Annotated in this window: 18 protein-coding genes and 1 pseudogene; 9 read left to right on the top strand and 10 right to left on the bottom strand. The window is 70.3% G+C overall.

Annotation, left to right across the window (positions count from 1 at the left end):
- Nucleotides 1-53 precede the first annotated feature (53 nt).
- On the top strand, nt 54-1,538 hold the full coding sequence (locus tag ACLQ2O_RS03495; protein ID WP_425827066.1) for an LCP family protein: 1,485 nt from the start codon (nt 54-56) through the stop codon (nt 1,536-1,538).
- A gap of 58 nt (nt 1,539-1,596) precedes the next feature.
- Entirely contained in the window at nt 1,597-2,589 is a 993-nt protein-coding gene (locus ACLQ2O_RS03490) for a LacI family DNA-binding transcriptional regulator (protein WP_425829059.1), read from the top strand.
- Here ACLQ2O_RS03490 and ACLQ2O_RS03485 read toward each other — a convergent pair.
- From ACLQ2O_RS03485 to ACLQ2O_RS03475, 3 genes are read right to left on the bottom strand one after another with little or no spacing between them, the layout of a single operon-like run.
- Nucleotides 2,577-3,686 carry a winged helix DNA-binding domain-containing protein gene (locus ACLQ2O_RS03485; RefSeq protein WP_425827064.1) on the bottom strand — a complete coding sequence of 370 codons (1,110 nt, stop codon included), beginning with the start codon at nt 3,684-3,686 and terminating at the stop codon, nt 2,577-2,579. The two genes, ACLQ2O_RS03490 and ACLQ2O_RS03485, sit on opposite strands and share 13 nt — an antisense overlap.
- A 4-nt stretch (nt 3,687-3,690) precedes the next feature.
- Complete coding sequence (locus ACLQ2O_RS03480) at nt 3,691-4,455, bottom strand: SDR family NAD(P)-dependent oxidoreductase (RefSeq protein WP_425827062.1); 765 nt, start codon at nt 4,453-4,455, stop codon at nt 3,691-3,693.
- Between the two features lie 44 nt (nt 4,456-4,499).
- Complete coding sequence (locus ACLQ2O_RS03475; RefSeq protein WP_425827060.1) at nt 4,500-5,111, bottom strand: TetR/AcrR family transcriptional regulator; 612 nt, start codon at nt 5,109-5,111, stop codon at nt 4,500-4,502.
- 118 nt (nt 5,112-5,229) lie between these two features.
- On the opposite strand from ACLQ2O_RS03475, the pseudogene ACLQ2O_RS03470 reads away from it, so the two are divergent.
- The 4 genes and pseudogenes from ACLQ2O_RS03470 (at nt 5,230) to ACLQ2O_RS03455 (ending at nt 9,378) form a co-directional block, all read left to right on the top strand.
- Nucleotides 5,230-6,866, top strand: a pseudogene (locus ACLQ2O_RS03470) (ABC-F family ATP-binding cassette domain-containing protein).
- A 37-nt stretch (nt 6,867-6,903) separates the two neighbouring features.
- On the top strand, nt 6,904-7,716 hold the full coding sequence (locus ACLQ2O_RS03465; RefSeq protein ID WP_425829058.1) for a virginiamycin B lyase family protein: 813 nt from the start codon (nt 6,904-6,906) through the stop codon (nt 7,714-7,716).
- A 56-nt stretch (nt 7,717-7,772) separates the two neighbouring features.
- Nucleotides 7,773-8,684: a UbiA prenyltransferase family protein gene (locus tag ACLQ2O_RS03460; RefSeq protein ID WP_425827058.1), complete on the top strand. Its 912-nt coding sequence runs from the start codon at nt 7,773-7,775 to the stop codon at nt 8,682-8,684.
- A gap of 22 nt (nt 8,685-8,706) precedes the next feature.
- Complete coding sequence (locus ACLQ2O_RS03455; RefSeq protein ID WP_425827056.1) at nt 8,707-9,378, top strand: 2OG-Fe(II) oxygenase; 672 nt, start codon at nt 8,707-8,709, stop codon at nt 9,376-9,378.
- On the opposite strand, the gene ACLQ2O_RS03450 is transcribed toward ACLQ2O_RS03455, so the two are convergent.
- A complete protein-coding gene (locus tag ACLQ2O_RS03450) occupies nt 9,331-9,846 on the bottom strand; it encodes a MarR family winged helix-turn-helix transcriptional regulator (RefSeq protein ID WP_425827054.1) in 516 nt (171 codons plus the stop codon). The genes ACLQ2O_RS03455 and ACLQ2O_RS03450 overlap by 48 nt on opposite strands.
- 34 nt (nt 9,847-9,880) lie before the next feature.
- Between ACLQ2O_RS03450 and pip the strand changes: the two genes are divergently transcribed.
- Nucleotides 9,881-10,816, top strand: coding sequence for a prolyl aminopeptidase (pip, locus tag ACLQ2O_RS03445; protein WP_425827052.1), 936 nt, complete (start codon nt 9,881-9,883; stop codon nt 10,814-10,816).
- Here pip and ACLQ2O_RS03440 read toward each other — a convergent pair.
- Both ACLQ2O_RS03440 and ACLQ2O_RS03435 read right to left on the bottom strand, forming a co-directional pair.
- A complete protein-coding gene (locus tag ACLQ2O_RS03440; RefSeq protein ID WP_425827050.1) occupies nt 10,813-11,397 on the bottom strand; it encodes a YdeI/OmpD-associated family protein in 585 nt (194 codons plus the stop codon). The genes pip and ACLQ2O_RS03440 overlap by 4 nt on opposite strands.
- 11 nt (nt 11,398-11,408) lie before the next feature.
- On the bottom strand, nt 11,409-12,377 hold the full coding sequence (locus ACLQ2O_RS03435; RefSeq protein WP_425827048.1) for a helix-turn-helix transcriptional regulator: 969 nt from the start codon (nt 12,375-12,377) through the stop codon (nt 11,409-11,411).
- Between the two features lie 89 nt (nt 12,378-12,466).
- Between ACLQ2O_RS03435 and ACLQ2O_RS03430 the strand changes: the two genes are divergently transcribed.
- Both ACLQ2O_RS03430 and ACLQ2O_RS03425 read left to right on the top strand, forming a co-directional pair.
- The gene (locus ACLQ2O_RS03430; RefSeq protein ID WP_425827046.1) at nt 12,467-13,432 is read left to right on the top strand and encodes an ATP-binding cassette domain-containing protein; all 966 of its coding nucleotides are present in this window, start codon (nt 12,467-12,469) and stop codon (nt 13,430-13,432) included.
- Entirely contained in the window at nt 13,432-14,244 is an 813-nt protein-coding gene (locus ACLQ2O_RS03425) for an ABC transporter permease (protein WP_425827044.1), read from the top strand. Before ACLQ2O_RS03430 ends, ACLQ2O_RS03425 begins: the two co-directional genes overlap by 1 nt.
- A gap of 2 nt (nt 14,245-14,246) precedes the next feature.
- Here the strand turns inward: ACLQ2O_RS03425 and ACLQ2O_RS03420 are convergent, their stop codons facing one another.
- From ACLQ2O_RS03420 to ACLQ2O_RS03405, 4 genes are all read right to left on the bottom strand, one after another.
- Nucleotides 14,247-15,104 (bottom strand): phosphotransferase family protein, encoded by an 858-nt coding sequence (locus ACLQ2O_RS03420; RefSeq protein WP_425829056.1) that lies wholly within the window; start codon nt 15,102-15,104, stop codon nt 14,247-14,249.
- Nucleotides 15,105-15,188: 84 nt separating this feature from the next.
- Complete coding sequence (locus ACLQ2O_RS03415) at nt 15,189-16,538, bottom strand: erythromycin esterase family protein (RefSeq protein WP_425827042.1); 1,350 nt, start codon at nt 16,536-16,538, stop codon at nt 15,189-15,191.
- Between the two features lie 102 nt (nt 16,539-16,640).
- Complete coding sequence (locus ACLQ2O_RS03410) at nt 16,641-17,078, bottom strand: SRPBCC family protein (protein ID WP_425827040.1); 438 nt, start codon at nt 17,076-17,078, stop codon at nt 16,641-16,643.
- 59 nt (nt 17,079-17,137) lie between these two features.
- A complete protein-coding gene (locus tag ACLQ2O_RS03405; RefSeq protein ID WP_425827038.1) occupies nt 17,138-17,983 on the bottom strand; it encodes an alpha/beta fold hydrolase in 846 nt (281 codons plus the stop codon).
- Nucleotides 17,984-18,021 lie beyond the last annotated feature (38 nt).

The raw sequence follows: 18,021 nt of genomic DNA, 5'->3' as shown, positions 1-18,021 counted from the left end.
GCGCTGATCAGGGGCGGCGCCCACCGCCCTGCCGCCGAGCACCGAGTGGAGCCATGTCCCCGACCGCAGCCAGAGCACGCCGAGCCAAGCCCCGCACCAGCCGCTCGCACCGCGCGTCGGGCGCGCTGGCGATCGCCGTCCTCGGAGTACTGATCCCCGGTACGGCGTACCTGGCGGCCGGTCGTAAACGGCTCGGCGCGGTGATCACCACGCTGAGCGTCCTGCTGTACGGCGCCGCGGCGTACGTCGTGCTGCTCCGGCGCGACGACGTGATCCAGTGGGCGCTCGACCCGAGCGTGCTGACCGGGATGATCGCCGGACTGGTTGTGGTCGGGCTGTTCCTGGTCGTCGTGCTCGTCACGTCGTACAAGATGCTGCGGCCGCTGCAGGCCGGCGTACTGGCTCGGTTGGGCGGTGCGCTCGTGGTCGGCCTGGTCTGTTTCTCGATCGCGTCCGGCTCGGCGCTCGGCGCGCAGAACCTGGTCGCGCAGCGCAGCCTGGTGACCAAGGTGTTCGCGGGCGAGAAGTCCAAGAGCGGAACCGCGCCGAAGATCGACCAGAAGGACCCGTGGGCGACGTTGCCCCGGATCAACCTGCTGCTGCTCGGCGCGGACGACGGCGAGGGCCGCAAGGGCGCGCGGGCCGACACGGTGATGGTGGCCAGTATCGACACCCACACCGGCGAGACCTCGCTGATCTCGATGACCCGGAACTTCATGCGGATGCCGTTCCCGAAGGACCACCCGCTGCACAAGGTGTTCCCGACCGGCTACTGGGACCCGTCGGACCCGCACGAGGAGCAGCCGGAGTACTACCTGGACGCGATGTACCGCAACGTCCCACCCAAGTACGGCGACCTGCTGGGCGAGAGCGACAACAAGGGCGCCGACGTGCTGAAGCTGTCGGTCGGTGAGGCGCTCGGGCTGAAGCTGCACTACTACGTGCAGATCAACCTGGCCGGGTTCGAGCAGATGGTGGGCGCGCTCGGCGGGATCACGGTGAACATCAACTACCCGGTCCCGGTCGGTGGCGACGACGACAAGCACATCCCGCCGGGCCGCTACCTGCAGCCGGGGCCGGACCGGAAGCTGAACGGGTTCGACGCGCTGTGGTTCGCGCGCGGCCGGTACCAGGTGCCCGGCGCCGACCTGGCCCGGCAGGCGCGGCAGCGCTGCACGATCAAGGCGATCGTCGAGCGCGCGACCCCGCAGAACGTGCTGACCCACTACCAGGAGATCGCGGCGGCCGGCGAGCAGCTGATCCGGACCGACATCCCGCAGACCCTGCTCGGCGATCTCGCCGGTCTCGGCGCGAAGGTGAAGACGGCGAAGATCCGCAACATCGACCTGGACAAGAAGAAGAACTTCCCCAGCGGCCAGAACCCCAACTACGCGGGCCTGCGCGCCATCGTCGAGAAGGCGCTGTCCGGTACGCCGGCAACGCCTCGGCCGACGACCCCGCCGGCGACGAAGCCGACCGGCAAGCCGTCTCCTTCGGGCGACCTGTCGGACTCCTGCGCGTACAACCCGACGAACTAGCTGGACAACGCCTCGCCCGGAGGACTCCCTCCGGGAGGAGAATGGGAAGGTGGTGAAGATGGTGGACGTCGCGCGGCGGGCCCGGGTGTCGGTGACGACGGTTTCGCACGTGCTGAACGACACCCGGTTCGTGGCGCCGGAGACGCGCGAGGCGGTGCTGGCGGCGGTCCGGGAGACCGGCTACGTGCCGAACACGGTGGCCCGGTCGCTGGTGATGTCTAAGACCGACACGATCGGGCTGGCGCTGTCCTCGATCTCGAACCCGTACTTCGGGGAGCTTGCGCACCACCTGCAGGCCGAGGCGGAACGGCGCGGCTACTCGATCCTGATCGCGGACACCCACGACGACCCGGACCGCGAGCAGCTGGTCGTGCGCGACCTGCACGAGCGCCGGGCCGACGGGATCATCATCGCCGTCTCGGCGCGGCCGGACGCGACGCTCGACTACCTGCGGCAGCGCAACGTTCCCGTCGTCCTGGTGGACCGGATGATCGGTTCGGAGCTGGACGAGGTCGGGACCGAGAACGTCGAGGCGACCGCGCGGCTGGTCGAGCACCTGACCGGGCTCGGGCACACCCGGATCGGCATCGTGGCCGGGCTGCCCGGCGTCGCGACGTCCGAGGAACGCATCGTCGGGTACCGGCTCGGCCTGGAGCGGGCCGGTCTCGCGTACGCCGCGGAGCTGCGCACCGACGGGGCCTCGGACGCCGTACCGGCGCAAGGCGCGACCGCGCGGCTGCTCGCGCTGGACGATCCGCCGACCGCGCTGATCGTCGCGAACAACCAGATGACGATCGGCGCGATGCGGGCGCTGCGGCAGGCCGGGGTGTCGGTGCCGGGCGACCTGGCGCTGGTCGCGTTCGACGACTTCGAGTGGGCCGACCTGTTCGAGCCGCGGCTGACGACGATTGCGCAGCCGCACGCCGAGCTCGCGACGCGCGCGCTGGAGCTGATCACGTCGCGGATCGCCGAGCCGGAGCTGCCGGCCCGCTCGATCCGGGTCGAGCCGAGGCTGGTCCACCGCAACTCGTGCGGCTGTCAGACCACCTGAACCTGGTACTTCGGCAGCTCGGGGTGCAGGAAACCCAACAGCTGCAGGGCTTCGGCCTCGGCGGCCAAGCGATCGTCAGCAACCAGTACGACGTCACCGCCGCCGTTGTCGTCGAGCAGCTCGATCACCAGCGTCGCGGTGTCGTCGGTGACCTCGACCTTCCACATCCCGCGGACGAACCCGTCGACGAGCAGCGTGGACGCGATGTAGTCGCCGTCGCACACGCGCACCCGCTGCTCGTTCGTCATCATCCGGGTCCGGTCGTGAAACCCCACGATCAGGTTGTCGAACTCCGGCAGGAACCGGACCGGCGCGGGCGTCTCCGGATCCGGCCGCGGTGCGGCGGGCAGGTCGAACAGCTCGCCCCCACGCTCGGTGCGGAAGGTCGCCAGCTGGGGCCGGAGCGAGTCCACGACCTCGCCCAGCCGGCTCAGTCCCGACCAGGCATGGATGTCGCGCAGCGTCGCCGGGCCGAAGGCGGCCAGGAAGACCAGGATCAGCGCTCCCGGATCCCGCTCCCCCGGCGGTACGCCGAGCCAGTCCTCGGCGAGGGCGAACGGGGTCTGACCGCGCTTACGTCCCCACAAACCGTCCGGCGGCGGGTGAACGACCGGCGCCAGGTACTGGAACGACCAGCCGAGGTCCGACGCCTGGTGGTTCGGCCAGCGCTCCTGCAGCCTTTTGCCGAGCTGCGACCGGGTCAACGTGGCACCGCGCAACGCCGACGATCCCAGCGCGGCCAGCTCGTCCGGGTCCACGCCCTCCGTGCGACGCCCCCAGATGGTGCGCTGGACGCGGGCGAGAACGGGATCGAGCACCGGGCGAAAGATCTGGAAGTCGGCGGCCGTGACCAGGTGCTGGGTGCAGCGCATCAGGCAGGACCGGACCACCTGCTTGCTGTGAAGGAGATCGGCCAGGTCGTCGGTTGTGAAGTCGGTGAGGCGGGCCCAGAGGCCGATGTACGGGTCTTTGGAGGTTTGGGCGTTGAGGCCTGCCAGGGCGTGGACTGCGTCGAGGGCCGGGACTTGGTGGCGGGCGAGCAGGAGTTGGCGGGCGAGGGTGGCTCGGTTGAGTGCTCGGCGGTCCAAGACGTCCATGGGGTCAGGCGTAGCGGACGCCGAGGCCGCCATCGACGGTCCAGTTGGCGCCGGTGACGAACGCTGCCGCGCCCGAGGCGAGGAAGCAGACGACTTCGGCGACGTTCTCCGGCGTACCGATGCGGCCGAGCGGGTGCACCGACAGAGCGGTGTCGCGGGCGCCGGGGATGGTGTCGAAGAACTCCTCGAGCAGGTCCGTGGCGATGAAGCCGGGGCTGACCGCGTTCACCCGGACCTCGTGCGGGGCGACGTCGAGGGCGAGGCTGCGGGTCATCCCGACCAGGCCGGACTTCGCCGCGGCGTACGGGAACATGCCGGCGGTGGTCAGGTTCGAGTGGATCGAGGCGATGTTGACGATCGCGCCGTGCCGGTGCGCGATCATCGCCGGCAGCACCTGGCGGGCCATCAGCCAGGCGCCCTTGAGGTCGACGTCGAAGACGCTGTCCCACTCGTCGACGGTCATCGCGGTCGCGTCGGCGTACGCGTTCTTGCCGGCGTTGTTGACCAGCACGGTGATCGCGCCGAGCGTGCCGGTCAGGTCGTCGACCGACGTACGGACCGAGCTCTCGTTGGTGATGTCGCCGACCACGGCGGCGACCTTCGCGCCGGTGGCGGCGATCTCCTCGGCGGTCGCGGCGAGCTCGTCGGGGAGGATGTCGAGCAACCCGACCGCGGCGTCCTCCTCGGCGGCCTTCAGGGCGATCGCCCGGCCGATCCCGCGGGCCGCTCCGGTCACCAGTACGACCTCGCCGGTCAGACGTCCAGCCACTCCAGCCTCCTCCATCGGTGTAGACGCAGCCTATGTGGAGGGGCTCAGGCTCGGTAGGTGCCTGCCTCGGCGGCTGCTGCCGCGTCGGTGGCCCAGCGGTCTGCCTCTTGCTCGGTCATCGGCTGTCTGCGGAGCGCCAGCTGGTGGAAGAGCGGGGAGGTCGCGGCCATCAGCACGCGGTCGGGATCGGTGGTGGCGGGGAGCTCGCCGCGGGCGATCGCGCGGGTGATGACGACGGCGCTGCGGCGGTAGCGGTCGTCCCAGAAGCGGGTCAGAGCTGCTGCGGCGGCTGGTGCGCGGAAGGCGGCGGCGATGACGGCGCTGGTGGGCGCCGTACCGGCCAGTGATGTGTGGAGCTCACGGTTCAAGGCGATCAGGTCCGTGGTGAGGGCTCCGGTGTCGGCGGGGGTCCAGGTGTCGTCGCGGCCGGACTCGAGGAGGTCGACGAGCAGACCGTCGACGGTCTTCCAGCGGCGGTAGATGGACGTACGGTGGACGCCGGAGCGGGCCGCGACGCCGTCGACGGTCAAGCCGTCGTAGCCGTGCTCGGTCAACTCCTGCTCGACCGCGGCCAGCACTTCCGCGCGCACCCGGGCACTGCGGCCGCCGGGGCGCCGGCCCTCGGGGAAGGGGGTTGCGTCCACCACCGCGTTCATGGTTTCATCTTAACGCAACATTCGTCGCCTTTAGGAGTAGCCCGTGATCCTCTGACCCGCCGATGTTCCGGTGGCCGCACCCGGCCGACCGTTTGAACCGCGCGTCAGGAGGACCCGTATGTCTACCCAGCTGTCCGTGCACGACCTCACCAAGTCCTACGACCACCGGGTCGTGCTCGACCAGATCGACTGCGCGTTCCCGCCCGGGCGGATCAGCGGACTGATCGGCGAGAACGGCTCCGGCAAGTCCACGCTGCTCCGGCTGCTCGCCGGCGTCGAGCCGCCCGACGACGGGTCGGTCACGCTCGTCGCCGACGGCGGGTTCGGCTTCCTCGCCCAGGAGAACCCGCTGCCGCTGCACCTCGACGTCGCCGCGGTCGCGGACCACGCGCTGGCCGACCTCCGCGCACTCGAGGCCCGGCTGCGCGAGCTCGAGGCATTGCTTGCTGAGGGCAACGATTCCTCGTTGACCGAGTACGGCGAGGCGCAGCAGGCGTTCGAGGCGCGCGAGGGGTACGACGCCGACGCGCGGCTGGCCAAGGCGATGCACGGCCTCGGGCTGTCCGACCTGCCCGGCGACCGCCGGCTGGCCGAGCTGTCCGGAGGCGAGCTCGCGCGGTTGCACCTGGCCGCCGTACTGGCTGCTTCGCCGGAGGTGCTGCTGCTGGACGAACCGACCAACCATCTGGATCTGTCAGGGACCGTCTGGCTGGAGGAGCACCTGCGGTCGAGGCCCGGTACGACGGTTGTCGTCTCACACGACCGGGCGTTCCTGGAGCGGGTCGCGTCGACGCTGTTCGAGGTGGACGGAGACACGCACCGGATCACCCGGTACGGCAACGGCTACGGCGGCTACCTCGCGGAGAAGGCGGCCGAACGGGCCCGGGCCGAGCAGACGCGGCAGCTGTGGGAGGACGAGGTCACGACGATGCGGGCGACCGTGGGGACGACCGCGGACCGAGTGGCGTACGGGCGACCGATGAAGGACAACAACAAGGTCGCCTACGACCGCGCGACCGGCCGGGTGAACGAGGCGGAGCGGAGCAAGATCCGCAACGCGAAGGAGCGGTTGCGGCGATTGGAGGCCGATCCGCCGCCGGTTCCGGCCAAGCCGTTGCGGTTCGCGGTATCGCTGCGGACGGCAGGTGGGGTCGAGGGCGAGCAGGCGGGTCCGGTCGGCGGGAACGCTGCGCAAGCGACGAGCGGCCCGCTGCTGGCGGCCGAGGGCGTCGCTGTCGAAGGGCGGCTGCGGCCTGTGTCGGTCGAGGTTCCGGTCGGTGGCCGGTTGCTGATCACCGGCGCGAACGGCGCGGGCAAGTCGACGCTGCTCGACGTGCTGGCGGGGCAACTGACGCCGGATCGCGGAACGATCGAGCGGCGCGGCCGGCTCGGCTACCTGGCGCAGGAAGTCGTCGAGGCTCGGCCGGACGAGTCACTGCGCAAGGCGCTCGCGCGGCATCGCGGTGCGGGGTCGTTGGGCTTGTTCCGGCGGGACCAGCTGCAGACCCGGGTCGGTGCGTTGTCGACCGGCCAACGGCGCCGGCTCGCGCTCGCGCGGCTGCTGACCTCCCAGTACGACGGGATGCTGCTCGACGAGCCGACCAACCACCTGTCGCTGGTCCTCGTGGAGGAGCTCGAGGCCGCGCTCGACAGCTATCCCGGTGCACTCGTCGTGGTCACCACGACCGTCGTTTCATCTCACGGTGGCGCGGCGACATCCACACGATCGAGGAGGATTCCCTTGTCAGTCAGTGAGTTCACGCAGGGCGTACCCGGTGCCGGCCCGTACGGCGTGGCGCTGCGCGGCGCGGAGGTGTGGACGACGCTCGTCCACGCCGGCGCGCTCGCGCGGCTCACCGACGGCGAGGTGCGCGAGATCGACCTCGGCGCGCCGGACAGCCGGCCGAGCGTGATCACCGCGACGCCCGACGGCCGGCTGTGGTTCACGCGCTCCGGCGACAACAGCCTGGGCTGGTACGACGGCGACGCCGGCGCGACGGTGAAGGTACCGAGCGGTTCGCCGTACGGGCTTTGTGTCGGGCCGGACGATGCCGTCTGGTTCACGGTGATGGACGCCGACGTGATCGGGCGGGTCGGCGCGGACGGTGCGGTGACCGAGTTCCCGATCGGGACCACGGGCGCGTTCCCGGCGCTGATCACGAGCTTCGGCGGGGACCTCTGGTTCACGCTCAACGCCGGCAACGCGATCGGGCGGATGACCGTGGACGGCGTGGTGACGACCTATCCCCTGCCGACGGACGCGGCCGGGGCGGTCGGGATCAGCGGCGGGCCGGACGGCGTGTGGTTCGTGGAGATCCTGGCCGGGCAGGTCGGGCGGATCGACGCCGACGGGGTGATCACCGAGGTGCCGTTGCCGGATCGCGAGGCCAAGCCGCACGCGGTCGTGGCGACGGCCGACGGCGGGTGCTGGGTGACGTTGTGGGGTTCGGGTTCGGTGGTGCGGCTCGATGCGGGCGGCGGCGTCCGGGAGACCGTTGCCCTCGGCGACGAAGCCGAGCCGCACGGGCTCGCGGTGGCTCCGGACGGGTCGGTGTGGGTGGCGCTGGAGCGGGGTTCCGTTGCTCACGTTCAGCCTCAGGAGTGAGGTGATTCACCCGTTGGAGGGAGGTGCTCCGCAGCGCCGAAGAGGAGTGTGGAGACATGACCACACTGGTGGCGGTGCGGACCCATCCCCGACTGCGGGATGTGCTTCTGGTCGGGCGGCCGGCGTTCTGGATCGTGTCGGTCGTGCCGTACTACGTAGGGATCCTGCTGGCCACGCACCGACTGGTTCCGCCGGTCGACGCCTGGCCGCGGCTCCTGCTCGGCGCGGTGGTGATGGGCCCGCTGCTCTGGCTGGCGGTGCTCGCGATCAACGACGCGTACGACCTGCCGGGTGACCTGCTCAACCCGCGCAAGTCCAAGTCCCCGCTGCTCGACGGGCGGGTGACGGTCGACGAGGCGAAGAGGCTCGCGGTGCTGGCCGGGCTTGCTTCGTTGGCGGTCGGCGCCTTCGTCGGGTGGGTGTTCACGGCCGGTGTGCTGTTCGCGCTGCTGCTCGGCTGGGCGTACAGCGTTCCACCGCTGCGGCTGAAGACCCGCGCCGGCTTCGACGTCGGCTCGAACTCGCTGGCCCTGGGCGCGTTCGGCCCACTCGCGGGCTGGGCCGCGGTCACTCCCGACCTCGGCGGCTTCCCCTGGGTGATGGCGCTGCAAGGGACCCTCGCCGCGATCGGGCTCTACCTGCCGACCACACTGGCCGACCTGCCCGCCGACCGCGCCGCGGGGTACCGGACGATCGCCGTCCGGCTCGGCGCGCGGACGACGTACCGGATCGGCTACGCGGCCTGGATCGCTGCGGCGACGCTGTCCGTCGTACTGGCGGCGCTCGATCACGTGATCCCGCGCGGCATGCTGGCCCTCGAGGTGGTGATGGTGCCGGTCCTGGTCGTCGCCTACCGCCGCCTGATCGGCCCGCACCAGACCTTCCGGCAGGTCATCGTGCTCGCGAGCCTGTTCCTGTTCCCCTGCGGGACGTTCGCGCTCACCTACACGGGCGTCCTCACATTCTGAGCGGCCGGCCCGTTCCATCGGTATGGACTGGACCCAGGACCTCAACGATGTCGGTTGCGCGCTGACCCCGCCGCTGCTGATGCCCGAGCAGTGCCGTGAGATCAGCGGCTGGTACGACGAGGTCGAGCGCTTCCGGACGACGATCGACATGGCCCGCTACCGCTTCGGCTCAGGCCAGTACCGGTACTTCGCCCATCCCCTGCCCGAGCTGGTGACCACCCTGCGGGCCTCGTTCTACGAGCAACTGCTGCCGGTCGCCCGCGACTGGGCGGACAAGCTCGGACAGCCGGCACCCTGGCCCGACTCGTTCGAGCAATGGCTCGACGACTGCCACCGCGCGGGGCAGGAACGGCCGACGCCGATCCTGCTCAAGTACCGCGCCGGTGACTGGAACGCGCTGCACCGAGACCTGTACGGCGACCTGGTGTTCCCGCTGCAGGTGGTGATCGGGCTGGACCGCGCCGGCGTCGACTACGAGGGCGGCGAGTTCCTGCTGGTCGAGCAGCGGCCGCGGGCTCAGTCGCGCGGGACGGTGACGACGTTGCCGCAGGGTCAGGGATTGATCTTCACGACCCGCGATCGGCCGGTCCGGTCGACGCGCGGCTGGTCGGCGGCGCCGGTGCGGCACGGAGTAAGCACCGTACGGTCAGGGCTTCGGCACACCCTGGGGCTGGTCTTGCACGAGGCTGCCTGACGCTGTCGGCCCGGAGAAGTGGTGGGAGATCCGCGCATGCATCGGCTTGCGGGTCAGGGCCGCCTGGAGCTCGGCGAGGTAGGACTCGAGGGGAACGGGGAGCTCGTCGTCGAGGGCGGCCATCGCCGTCGTTGTTGCCTTCCACTCGGCTTCGATGAGCGGGAGCAGCGCCTCGGTGCGCGGCGTGAGGTGGACGACGCGCTGCCGCGCGTCGGTCGGGCTGGGGCGCTGCGTGGCGAAGCCGGACTTGGTGAGCTGCGCGACGGTCTGGCTGGCGGCCGAGTGCGTCACGCCGACGGCGTCGGCCAGGGCCCGCACCGAAAGGGGGCCTTGGGCAACCAAGGTGCGGACGATCGGCGAGAAGCGCGGGCGGTAGTCGGCCAGGTCGAGCTCGCGGTAGAGCTGCGCGACGTCGCCGTCGAGCTGCTCCAGCAGGTGCCGCAGTTGGGTGCCGATCGCTCCGTCCATGCTGGGAGTCTAACAGCGCTGTTATAGTTGCTGCATGATCGCTCACGGGATGCTGGAGGTCGGCGACGGGCACCAGGTGTACTGGGAGGTCCGCGGCAATCCCGACGGGAAGCCGGCGGTCGTCGTGCACGGCGGGCCGGGGTCGGGCGCGGGCGCCTTCTGGCTCGACTACTTCGATCTGACCGAGTACAAGGTCGTGCTGCTCGACCAGCGAAACTGCGGCCGCAGTACGCCGGACGCGGGCGACGACGAGGTCGACCTCAGCACCAACACGACCTGGCACCTGATCGCGGACCTGGAGCAGCTGCGGCAAGAGCTCGGCATCGCCCAGTGGCTGGTGCTCGGGGCGTCGTGGGGCGCGACGCTTGGCCTCGCGTACGCCGAGCAGCACCCGTCGTCGGTCTCGGAGATCGTGCTGTTCAGCGTCACCAACACGACCCGGCGCGAGGTCGACTGGCTGACGCGCGAGATGGGCCGGGTGTTTCCCGAGGAGTGGCGGCGCTTCCGGGACGGCGTACCGGAGGGTGAGCGGGACGGGAATCTCGCGCTGGCGTACAGCCGGCTGCTGCACGACCCGGACCCGGCGGTGCGGGAGCGCGCGGCGCGGGACTGGTGCACCTGGGAGGACACGCACATGTCGACACGCGGGCAGGGGATCCAGCCTGACCTGCAGAACCGGGATCCCCGGTTCCGGTTGCGGTTCGCGCGGCTGGTGACGCACTACTGGGGGCACGCCGCGTGGCTGGACGAAGGCGTGCTCGCGCGGGAGGCGGGCAAGCTGGCCGGGATCCCCGGCGTACTGATCGTCGGACGGCTCGACTTCAGCAGCCCGGTCGAGGCCGCGTGGAACATGACGCAGGGCTGGCCGGACGCCGAGCTGACGATCGTCGAGGACGCCGGCCACGGCGCCGGCGCGACCGTCGGGGACCTGGTGAAACAGTCGGTGGCCCGCTTCGCCCAGCGCAGCTAGTCCAGCCGGCGTTTCTGCGGGTACGGCGTTTCGCCGCGGGTCAGTTCGTCGACGTACCGGGTGATCCACTTCGTCCGGGTCTCCGGCCGCTTGGACGTCTGGAGCCGGTAGAGGATGGCGAACCTGTTCTGCTGGGTGAGGATCGCGAACATCGCCTCGGCGGGCGGTGACGCGGCCAGCGCCTCGGCCAGGTCCGCGGGGACCTCGCGGGTCGTCGCTTCGCCGTACGCCGCGTCCCAGCGACCGTCGGACTTCGCGCGGTCGACCTCGGCGACGCCGGCCGGTCGCATCCGGCCCTCGTCGTGCAGCCGCTGGATGATGCCGACGTTGCGCTTCGACCAGTTGCTGCGCGGGCGCCGCGGCGTGTAGCGCTGCTTGAAGGTGCGCTCGTCCCGGCTGACGCGCTGGCCGTCGATCCAGCCGTGGCCCAGCGCCTCGTCCAGCGCCTGGTCGTAGGTCAGGCTCGTCGGGTCGGTGATCCCCTTCTTCGCCAGGACGAGCCAGATGCCGTCCGAGGTCCGGTGCTCGGCGGTGAGCCAGTCGTGCCAGGCGGCCGCGTCGGCGAAGGCGTGCTCTTCCATCGGTGTGCTCCTCATGAAGCTGCGGCGGTGTAGCGGGCGGCGAGAGCGGCGGCGGCAGCCTTCAGGTCGGGCGGGCCGACGAACTCGAGGTCGCAGTCGAACATGCCGAAGGTGGCGGCCAGGCCGGTCCAGGACCAGCCGGGCAGGATGAGTCGGCAGGTCGTCGGGGTGATCTCCTCGACCACGGCGTCGCGACCGGCCCAGCGGGCGATGTCGGAGGCCTTCGCCTGGAGGATCGCCTCGCCCTTGCACGGCCACTCCCCCCGTCCGGTGAAGCGGGACGAGATGTACGTCGCGACATCGGGCTCGGGCAGCTCACGCGGGGTGAAGCGCGGACCGGTCGGCGTCTTCGGCTGCATCCGGTCGACCCGGAACGTCCGCCAGTCCTTCCGGTCCAGGTCCCAGCCGACCAGGTACCAGCGCCCGCCCCAGGTGACCAGGTGGTGCGGCTCGACCTTGCGCGGTGGCACCCACTCCCCCTCCGCAGCGCCCGGCGACGCGTAGTCGAAGCGCAGCACCTCGCGCGCCCGGACCGCCGTACCGATGGCGATCAAGTGCTCCGAGTCCACCTTGGTCCGCTTCGAGTCGGCCCACCGATCGACGGTCGTGACCTGCAGCGCGTCGACGCGCTGCCGCAGCCGGGCCGGCATCACCTGGCGGACCGTGGCCAGCGCGCGCAACGCACCCTCCTCGATCCCGGTCACCGTCGTCGTCGCCGTCTGCAGCGCGACCGCGACGGCGATCGCCTGGTCGTCGTCGAACAGCAGCGGCGGCAGGTCGGCCCCGGCGTCGAGCCGGTAGCCGCCGTCCGGTCCCTTGCTCGCGCGGACCGGGTAGCCCAGGTCGCGCAACCGGTCGACGTCGCGGCGGACCGTGCGGGGACTCACCTCCAGCCGCTCGGCGAGCAGCGCACCCGGCCAGTCGCGGCGGGCCTGCAGCAGGGACAGCAGCGCGAGGAGTCGTGCGGAGGTCTCGGACATGACTTCAGATTGCCAGAAGTACCGGCCAGAACCTGTCCTCTTCTGCTGGAAATGTCCTCCCCAGCAGCCCCCGACGAAGGAGACCGACCGTGATCAGCACCGCTCAGCTCACCAAGGATTTCGTGGTGAGCCGTACCGAGACCGTGCACGCGGTCCGCGGCATCACCCTGGACGTCCAACCCGGCGAGCTCGTCGCCGTGCTCGGCCCGAACGGCGCCGGCAAGACCACCACCCTGCGGATGCTCACCACCCTGATCGCCCCGACCTCCGGCACCGCGACCGTCGCCGGGTACGACGTGACGTCCCACCCGTCGCAGGTCCGCCGGCAGATCGGGTACGTCGGCCAGGGCAACGGCGCCGGTCACCAGCACCGCGTCGGCGACGAGCTCTACGGCCAGGGCATCATCTACGGCCTCGACCGCCGGGCCGCGAAGCAGCGGGCCGCGGAACTGCTCGACGGTCTGGAGCTGAAGGACCTCGCCCAGCGCAAGGTGTCCGAGCTGTCCGGTGGTCAGCGCCGCCGGCTCGACGTCGCGATGGGCCTGGTGCACGCGCCCGGTCTGCTGTTCCTGGACGAGCCGTCCACCGGTCTCGACCCGCAGAACCGGGCCAACCTGTGGGACCACATCCTGCGGATGCGCGAGCAGTACGCGATGACGATCGTGCTCACCACGCACTACCTGGACGAGGCGGACTCGATGGCCGAACGCGTGGTCGTGGTCGACCACGGCGAGGTGATCGCCGACGACACGGCCGAGGCGCTCAAGACCCGGCTGGCGGGCGACCGGCTCGCGCTGACCGTTGCTCCCAGCAACCAAGCTGAGCTGCGGCGGCTGGCGGACAAGCTGCCCGGCGCGCGCGAGTTCGAGGTGTCCGACGACCAGGTCAGCCTGCGGGTGACCGACGGACCCGCCGCGCTGCCGATCCTGCTCGGCGCGGCGCAGCAGTACGGCGTACCGGTGGCTGCTGCTCAGGTCCACCGCCCGACGCTCGACGACGTGTTCCTCAACCTCACCGGTCGCAGCCTGCGCGACGCCAACGGAAAGGCCGCCTGATGACCACCTTGACTGTTCCTACCGTGACCGCACCCGCCGCCCGGGTGACCGATCGCAACCTGTTCCGCGACATCCGGATCGTGATGGTCCGCGAGCTCAAGCCGGTGCTGCGGGACCCGTTCTCGTTGCTGTTCGGGATGATCCAGCCGCTGATCTTCCTGGCATTGTTCGGACCGCTGCTGGCCGGGTCGATGGGCGGCACGCTGGACGGCGGCGTCTGGCAGTGGTTCGTGCCGGCGATCCTGGTGATGACCACACTGTTCGGCACGTCGGCAACCGGGTCGAACCTGCTCTTCGAGTTCCAGACCGGCGCGCACGAACGAATGCTGGTCACACCGCTGAGCCGCTCGTCACTGCTGATCGGCCGGGCCCTGAAGGAGATGGTGCCGCTGTTCGGCCAGGCCGTGATCGTGATCGCGGTGATGGTCCCCTTCGGCTTCGACCTCCACCTCGACGGCGCGATCGTCGGCCTGATCCTGCTCGCGGCCTTCGGCATCGGCCTCGGCTCGTTCAGCTACGCCCTGGCCATCGCCGTCCGCAAGCAGGACTGGATGTTCTGGGTCGTGCAGCAGACGTTCCTGTTCCCCCTGATGATCCTCTCCGGCATGCTGCTCCCCCTGGAAACCGGCCCGGAGTGGATGCGAGTGGCCTCGAAGTTCAACCCACTGTCGTACTTGGTCGAAGCCGAGCGGACGCTGTTCGCTGGGGATGTCTGGTCGTCGGCGGTGCTGTGGGGCTTCGTGGCAGCGATCGTCACCGGGGCGCTTGGGTTGACGGTGGGAATCCGCACGATGCTGAAGTCGGCCGACTGACGTCAGCGAAGCGCGGTCAGTTCGTCGAGGGCGCGATGGCCGCGCTGGACCACCCCTGGAACGACATCGTGGTACCCGTGACGGATGGGCCATTCGAGCTGGACGAGGATCTGGGTTGCTGCGAGGACCGCTGCCCCGTCCCAGCCGACCAGGTCGAGAATTCTCGTCCGCAGCCGTCTTCGGACACCGTCCAGCTGAGGATCCTCGAAGGTGTGCCACTGGAGGGTGTTGAGATCAGTCGCCCGCGTGCCGCTACCGGCGTTCCCGATGTCCACGACCGCCACCACCACTCCGTCACGGACCAGGACGTTGTCGGGCTTGAAGTCGGCATGGACCATGTCGGGTGCCTCTCGTGGTGGTGGAACGTCACCACACAGACGCCGCACGCGCTCGACCAGGACCGACACCACGGAGGAGTAGTTCGAGAGTTCGGCGACAGCCCTCGACAGACTCGGAGCCAGATCTCGACCGAACTCCTGACCGGCAGCGAGCCGCCAAGCGTACGACCAGTGGTCGTAGGGCTCGGAGGCTTGGCCGGCCTGGAGTTCGTTGATCTCCATCAACTGCTCGACGACGGACGGGGTCAGCTCTGGCGCGGGGGCCGCGTCGACGAACTCCATCAGATGCCAGACATGAGTGGCCGTGGCCCCCACCCCGAGGCACGCCGGGGTGGGGTAGCCGCGGGTCCGCATGTGCTCGATGATTCTTTGGGCTCGTAACACCTCGTCCAGCTGGTCGGGGTGTGCCCGGGGCCATGCTTTGAGCACTGCGTCCGGCCTTCCGGCCAACTGGATGCGCAAGGCCCCCACATCGAAGCCTCCGGGCAGACGACTGAGAGGTGTGGCCTCTGTCCCGACCACCCTGGCGATGTCGTCCAGTACCTCAGCCGGCAACTCCACGTTCGCCACCTAACCAGATCCTGCTGTTTTTCTCTGTTCTTTTCTTCAGCGCAGGTGGGCGGCTGTCACCTTGTTGAGGTGGATCAGGACGTCGTACGACGCGGCGAGGGCTACCGGGGAGTCGGGCCAGGGGTAGGCCGTGCCGATGTCTCGGGTGGGGCGCTCCTGCTGGAGCCAAGCCTTGGTGGTGCGCGGGAGGGTGCGTAGGTCGACGTAGTAGTCGCGGTAGGCGACCTTGTCGAGGGTGTGCTCGTTGTTGCCTGCCGCGGCGGGGGCGATCGTGAACTTGCGGATCGCGCCGTTCACGTCGTTGACGTCGCGGGCGTTGAACGAGCCGTGGTCGAAGCTCAGGCCGATCGGCACGTACCGCTTGCCGAGTTGCTCGCGGAGGAACTGGCCCTGGATCTTCGGGTACTCGGCCGGCATCGACGAGGTCAGGGCGACGTGCCCGTTGTGGGCGCCGAGCAGGACCTTGGCGCCGGTGTGGCGGGTCCACCAGACCGTGTTCGCGGCCATCGTCTCGTCGCGGAACAGCATCGCCGACGGCAGCACCTTCGGGTCCTCGATGTCGTACGAGACGAGCTTCGCGACCTGCCAGGCGGCGCGGGCATGCTGCGCGGCCCAGGTCTGTGCCTCGGTCTTCGGCAGCGACTCGACCGCGGCGAGCGCCTGGCGGGTCGCCGCCTCGGTCTTCTGCCGTTCCGCGAGCGGCTTCGCGACCAGCTCGGTGAGGAAGTCCGCGGCGTTCGCGTCGGACCGGATGCCGGCGTACGCGCTGGTGAGCTGCGGGACGAGCGACGGGCGGACCTTGCCGGCGTACGCCGTGACGAGGTCGAGCGTGGCGGGCGAGATGTAGCCGAGGTCGTCCCCGACGAAGTGCAGCTTGCGGGCGTGGGTCTGGTTGTAGGACCGCATCCACTCGATCAGGTCGAGGTACTCCTCGGCGTTCCAGAACTCGTACGACCCCTGGAACTCGTGCTGCATGATCGCCCGCGGGTCGCCGACGCCGTGCACGACGTACTGGTCGAGCGCGACGCCGGTGCTCCAGCTCGCCTCCAGCGCGAACGTGGTGAACCCGCGCTGCTCGACCAGCGCCCGGAAGACGCGGTGCTTGAGGGTGAAGAACTCGCTGGAGTTGTGCGTCGCCTCGCCGATGCCGACGACCTGCGCATCACCGACCATCCGGACCAGCGGCCGCAGGTCGTTCAGCTGACCGCTGGCCTTGGTGGAGAGCAACGGGTAGGCGGCACGGTTGAGCGCCGGGACCGGGTTCTGGGTGACTGCGTCGACCGCGCTGTGCGGCGGCGCGACCACGGCGGTTGCCGCGGGCAACGCGGCGGCGCTGAGCAGGGCGGCAGCCGTCAAGGCGGCGGCAACACGGCTGTTTCGCTTCATCGGAGGTCCTTCGGGAGAGTCGGAATCTGGTGGTTCCAACCCTTCCGTCCGCGGCCCTCCCACCCCATCCCGTCCGCGCCCGGATCGGTGGTGGAGCAGGCTCTACCCCTGGAGCTTGTTCAGGGTGTCGCGGAGGCCAGCTTCGGCCTCGTCGCCGAGCTTGGTGAAGGGGGCCTTGAGGAACGGCTCGGCCAGGCGGGCTAGGCCCTTGAAGGTGAAGTCGGCGCGGTAGGTGACGGTCGTGCGGTCGCCGTCGGCCTGGAAGGTCATCGTGTCCAGGGCGGTGATGGTCTTGTTCTGGCCGCGGATCTGGAACAGGCGGTTCGGGTCGAGCTGCCGCACGACGTACTCGAGCTCGGTCTGCTTGCCGTTGAACGTCGAGACGTTCTGGTACGTCGTACCGGGGCCGCCGTCGCCGGAGACGCGGGTGGTGCGGACCGTGCCGGGGTCCCACTCGGTGGTGTTCTCGAAGTCGGACAGGTAGCCGAAGACGGCCTCGACCGGCCGGTCCACGGTGACGGAACGCTCGACGGTGATCACCTTGCCCACGCTACCGGGCGCACAAGTTTTGCAGAATCTTCAGGCGATCGGACGGTCGGTCAGCCGGTCGTGATCGCGAGGATCGCGGGGACGGCGGCGTCCCAGGTCGGGGCGGGCAATTCGTGGCCGGCGCCGGGGAGGAGGACGAGGCGGGCGTCGGCGATCTCGCGGGCCAGCGCCTCGCCGTGGGCGGGTGGGAAGAGCGGGTCCTCGGTGCCGTGCAGCACGAGGACCGGGACCTTGATCTCGCCGAGCCGCGGGCGCATCGGCGGGGTGTCGTCGTCGGGCAGGCTCCAGTGGTTGGTGACCTGCGACTCGAGGTTGGCGGTGCGGGCGATCATCGCGCGGAGCAGCTTGCGGCGGGCGGGTTCGTCGTACGGGAGGGTGCCGCCGTACAGCTTCTCGTCGGTGACCAGCTGGTCGAGTGCGGCCTCGGGGTCGGACCAGTCGGTCGGCGGAGCCTGGGTGCTGAAGCTCTCGCGGATCCGGTCGGCCGGGGGCGGCAGGTCGTCGCCGAGCGGGCTGGTCGAGGCGAGCGTCAGGGTGCGGACGCGGTCGGGGAAGTCGAGGCCGAGCTGCAGGGTGATCCCGCCGCCCATCGAGAGGCCGACGAGGTGCGCCCGGTCGATGCCGAGCGCGTCCAGGATGCCGATCGGATCACGGACCAGGTCGGTTCCGTCGCACGCCGGCTTGCCGGGCGGGGAGGTCGCCGAGCGGCCGGTGTCGCGGTGGTCGTAACGGATCACGTACCGCGGCCCGGCTGCCAGCAGCTCGCAGAACGGGGTCTCCCAGTAGTCCATCGAGGCGGCTGCGCCGTGGATCAGCAGCACCGGCGGGTCGGCCGGGTCTCCGAAGGTCTCGACGCAGAGGTCGACACCGTTCACGGGCAGCAGCTGCTCGGTCATCCCAACTCACCCCACCACTCGTCGATCGATGGGGCTCA

The organism is Kribbella sp. DT2, from assembly GCF_049844575.1.
Lineage (GTDB): Bacteria > Actinomycetota > Actinomycetes > Propionibacteriales > Kribbellaceae > Kribbella.
The sequence above is the reverse complement of the archived record's forward strand: the minus strand, read 5'-3'. Positions and strand labels throughout refer to the sequence as shown.

What these genes read in the sequence shown, in the direction of transcription:
- ACLQ2O_RS03495 (WP_425827066.1), top strand. Translation starts at nt 54, where the DNA reads ATGTCCCCGACCGCAGCCAGAGCACGCCGAGCCAAGCCCCGCACCAGC.
- ACLQ2O_RS03490 (WP_425829059.1), top strand. Translation starts at nt 1,597, where the DNA reads ATGGTGGACGTCGCGCGGCGGGCCCGGGTGTCGGTGACGACGGTTTCG.
- ACLQ2O_RS03485 (WP_425827064.1), bottom strand. Translation starts at nt 3,686, where the DNA reads ATGGACGTCTTGGACCGCCGAGCACTCAACCGAGCCACCCTCGCCCGC.
- ACLQ2O_RS03475 (WP_425827060.1), bottom strand. Translation starts at nt 5,111, where the DNA reads ATGAACGCGGTGGTGGACGCAACCCCCTTCCCCGAGGGCCGGCGCCCC.
- ACLQ2O_RS03460 (WP_425827058.1), top strand. Translation starts at nt 7,773, where the DNA reads ATGACCACACTGGTGGCGGTGCGGACCCATCCCCGACTGCGGGATGTG.
- ACLQ2O_RS03455 (WP_425827056.1), top strand. Translation starts at nt 8,707, where the DNA reads ATGGACTGGACCCAGGACCTCAACGATGTCGGTTGCGCGCTGACCCCG.
- ACLQ2O_RS03450 (WP_425827054.1), bottom strand. Translation starts at nt 9,846, where the DNA reads ATGGACGGAGCGATCGGCACCCAACTGCGGCACCTGCTGGAGCAGCTC.
- pip (WP_425827052.1), top strand. Translation starts at nt 9,881, where the DNA reads ATGATCGCTCACGGGATGCTGGAGGTCGGCGACGGGCACCAGGTGTAC.
- ACLQ2O_RS03440 (WP_425827050.1), bottom strand. Translation starts at nt 11,397, where the DNA reads ATGGAAGAGCACGCCTTCGCCGACGCGGCCGCCTGGCACGACTGGCTC.
- ACLQ2O_RS03435 (WP_425827048.1), bottom strand. Translation starts at nt 12,377, where the DNA reads ATGTCCGAGACCTCCGCACGACTCCTCGCGCTGCTGTCCCTGCTGCAG.
- ACLQ2O_RS03425 (WP_425827044.1), top strand. Translation starts at nt 13,432, where the DNA reads ATGACCACCTTGACTGTTCCTACCGTGACCGCACCCGCCGCCCGGGTG.
- ACLQ2O_RS03415 (WP_425827042.1), bottom strand. Translation starts at nt 16,538, where the DNA reads ATGAAGCGAAACAGCCGTGTTGCCGCCGCCTTGACGGCTGCCGCCCTG.
- ACLQ2O_RS03405 (WP_425827038.1), bottom strand. Translation starts at nt 17,983, where the DNA reads ATGACCGAGCAGCTGCTGCCCGTGAACGGTGTCGACCTCTGCGTCGAG.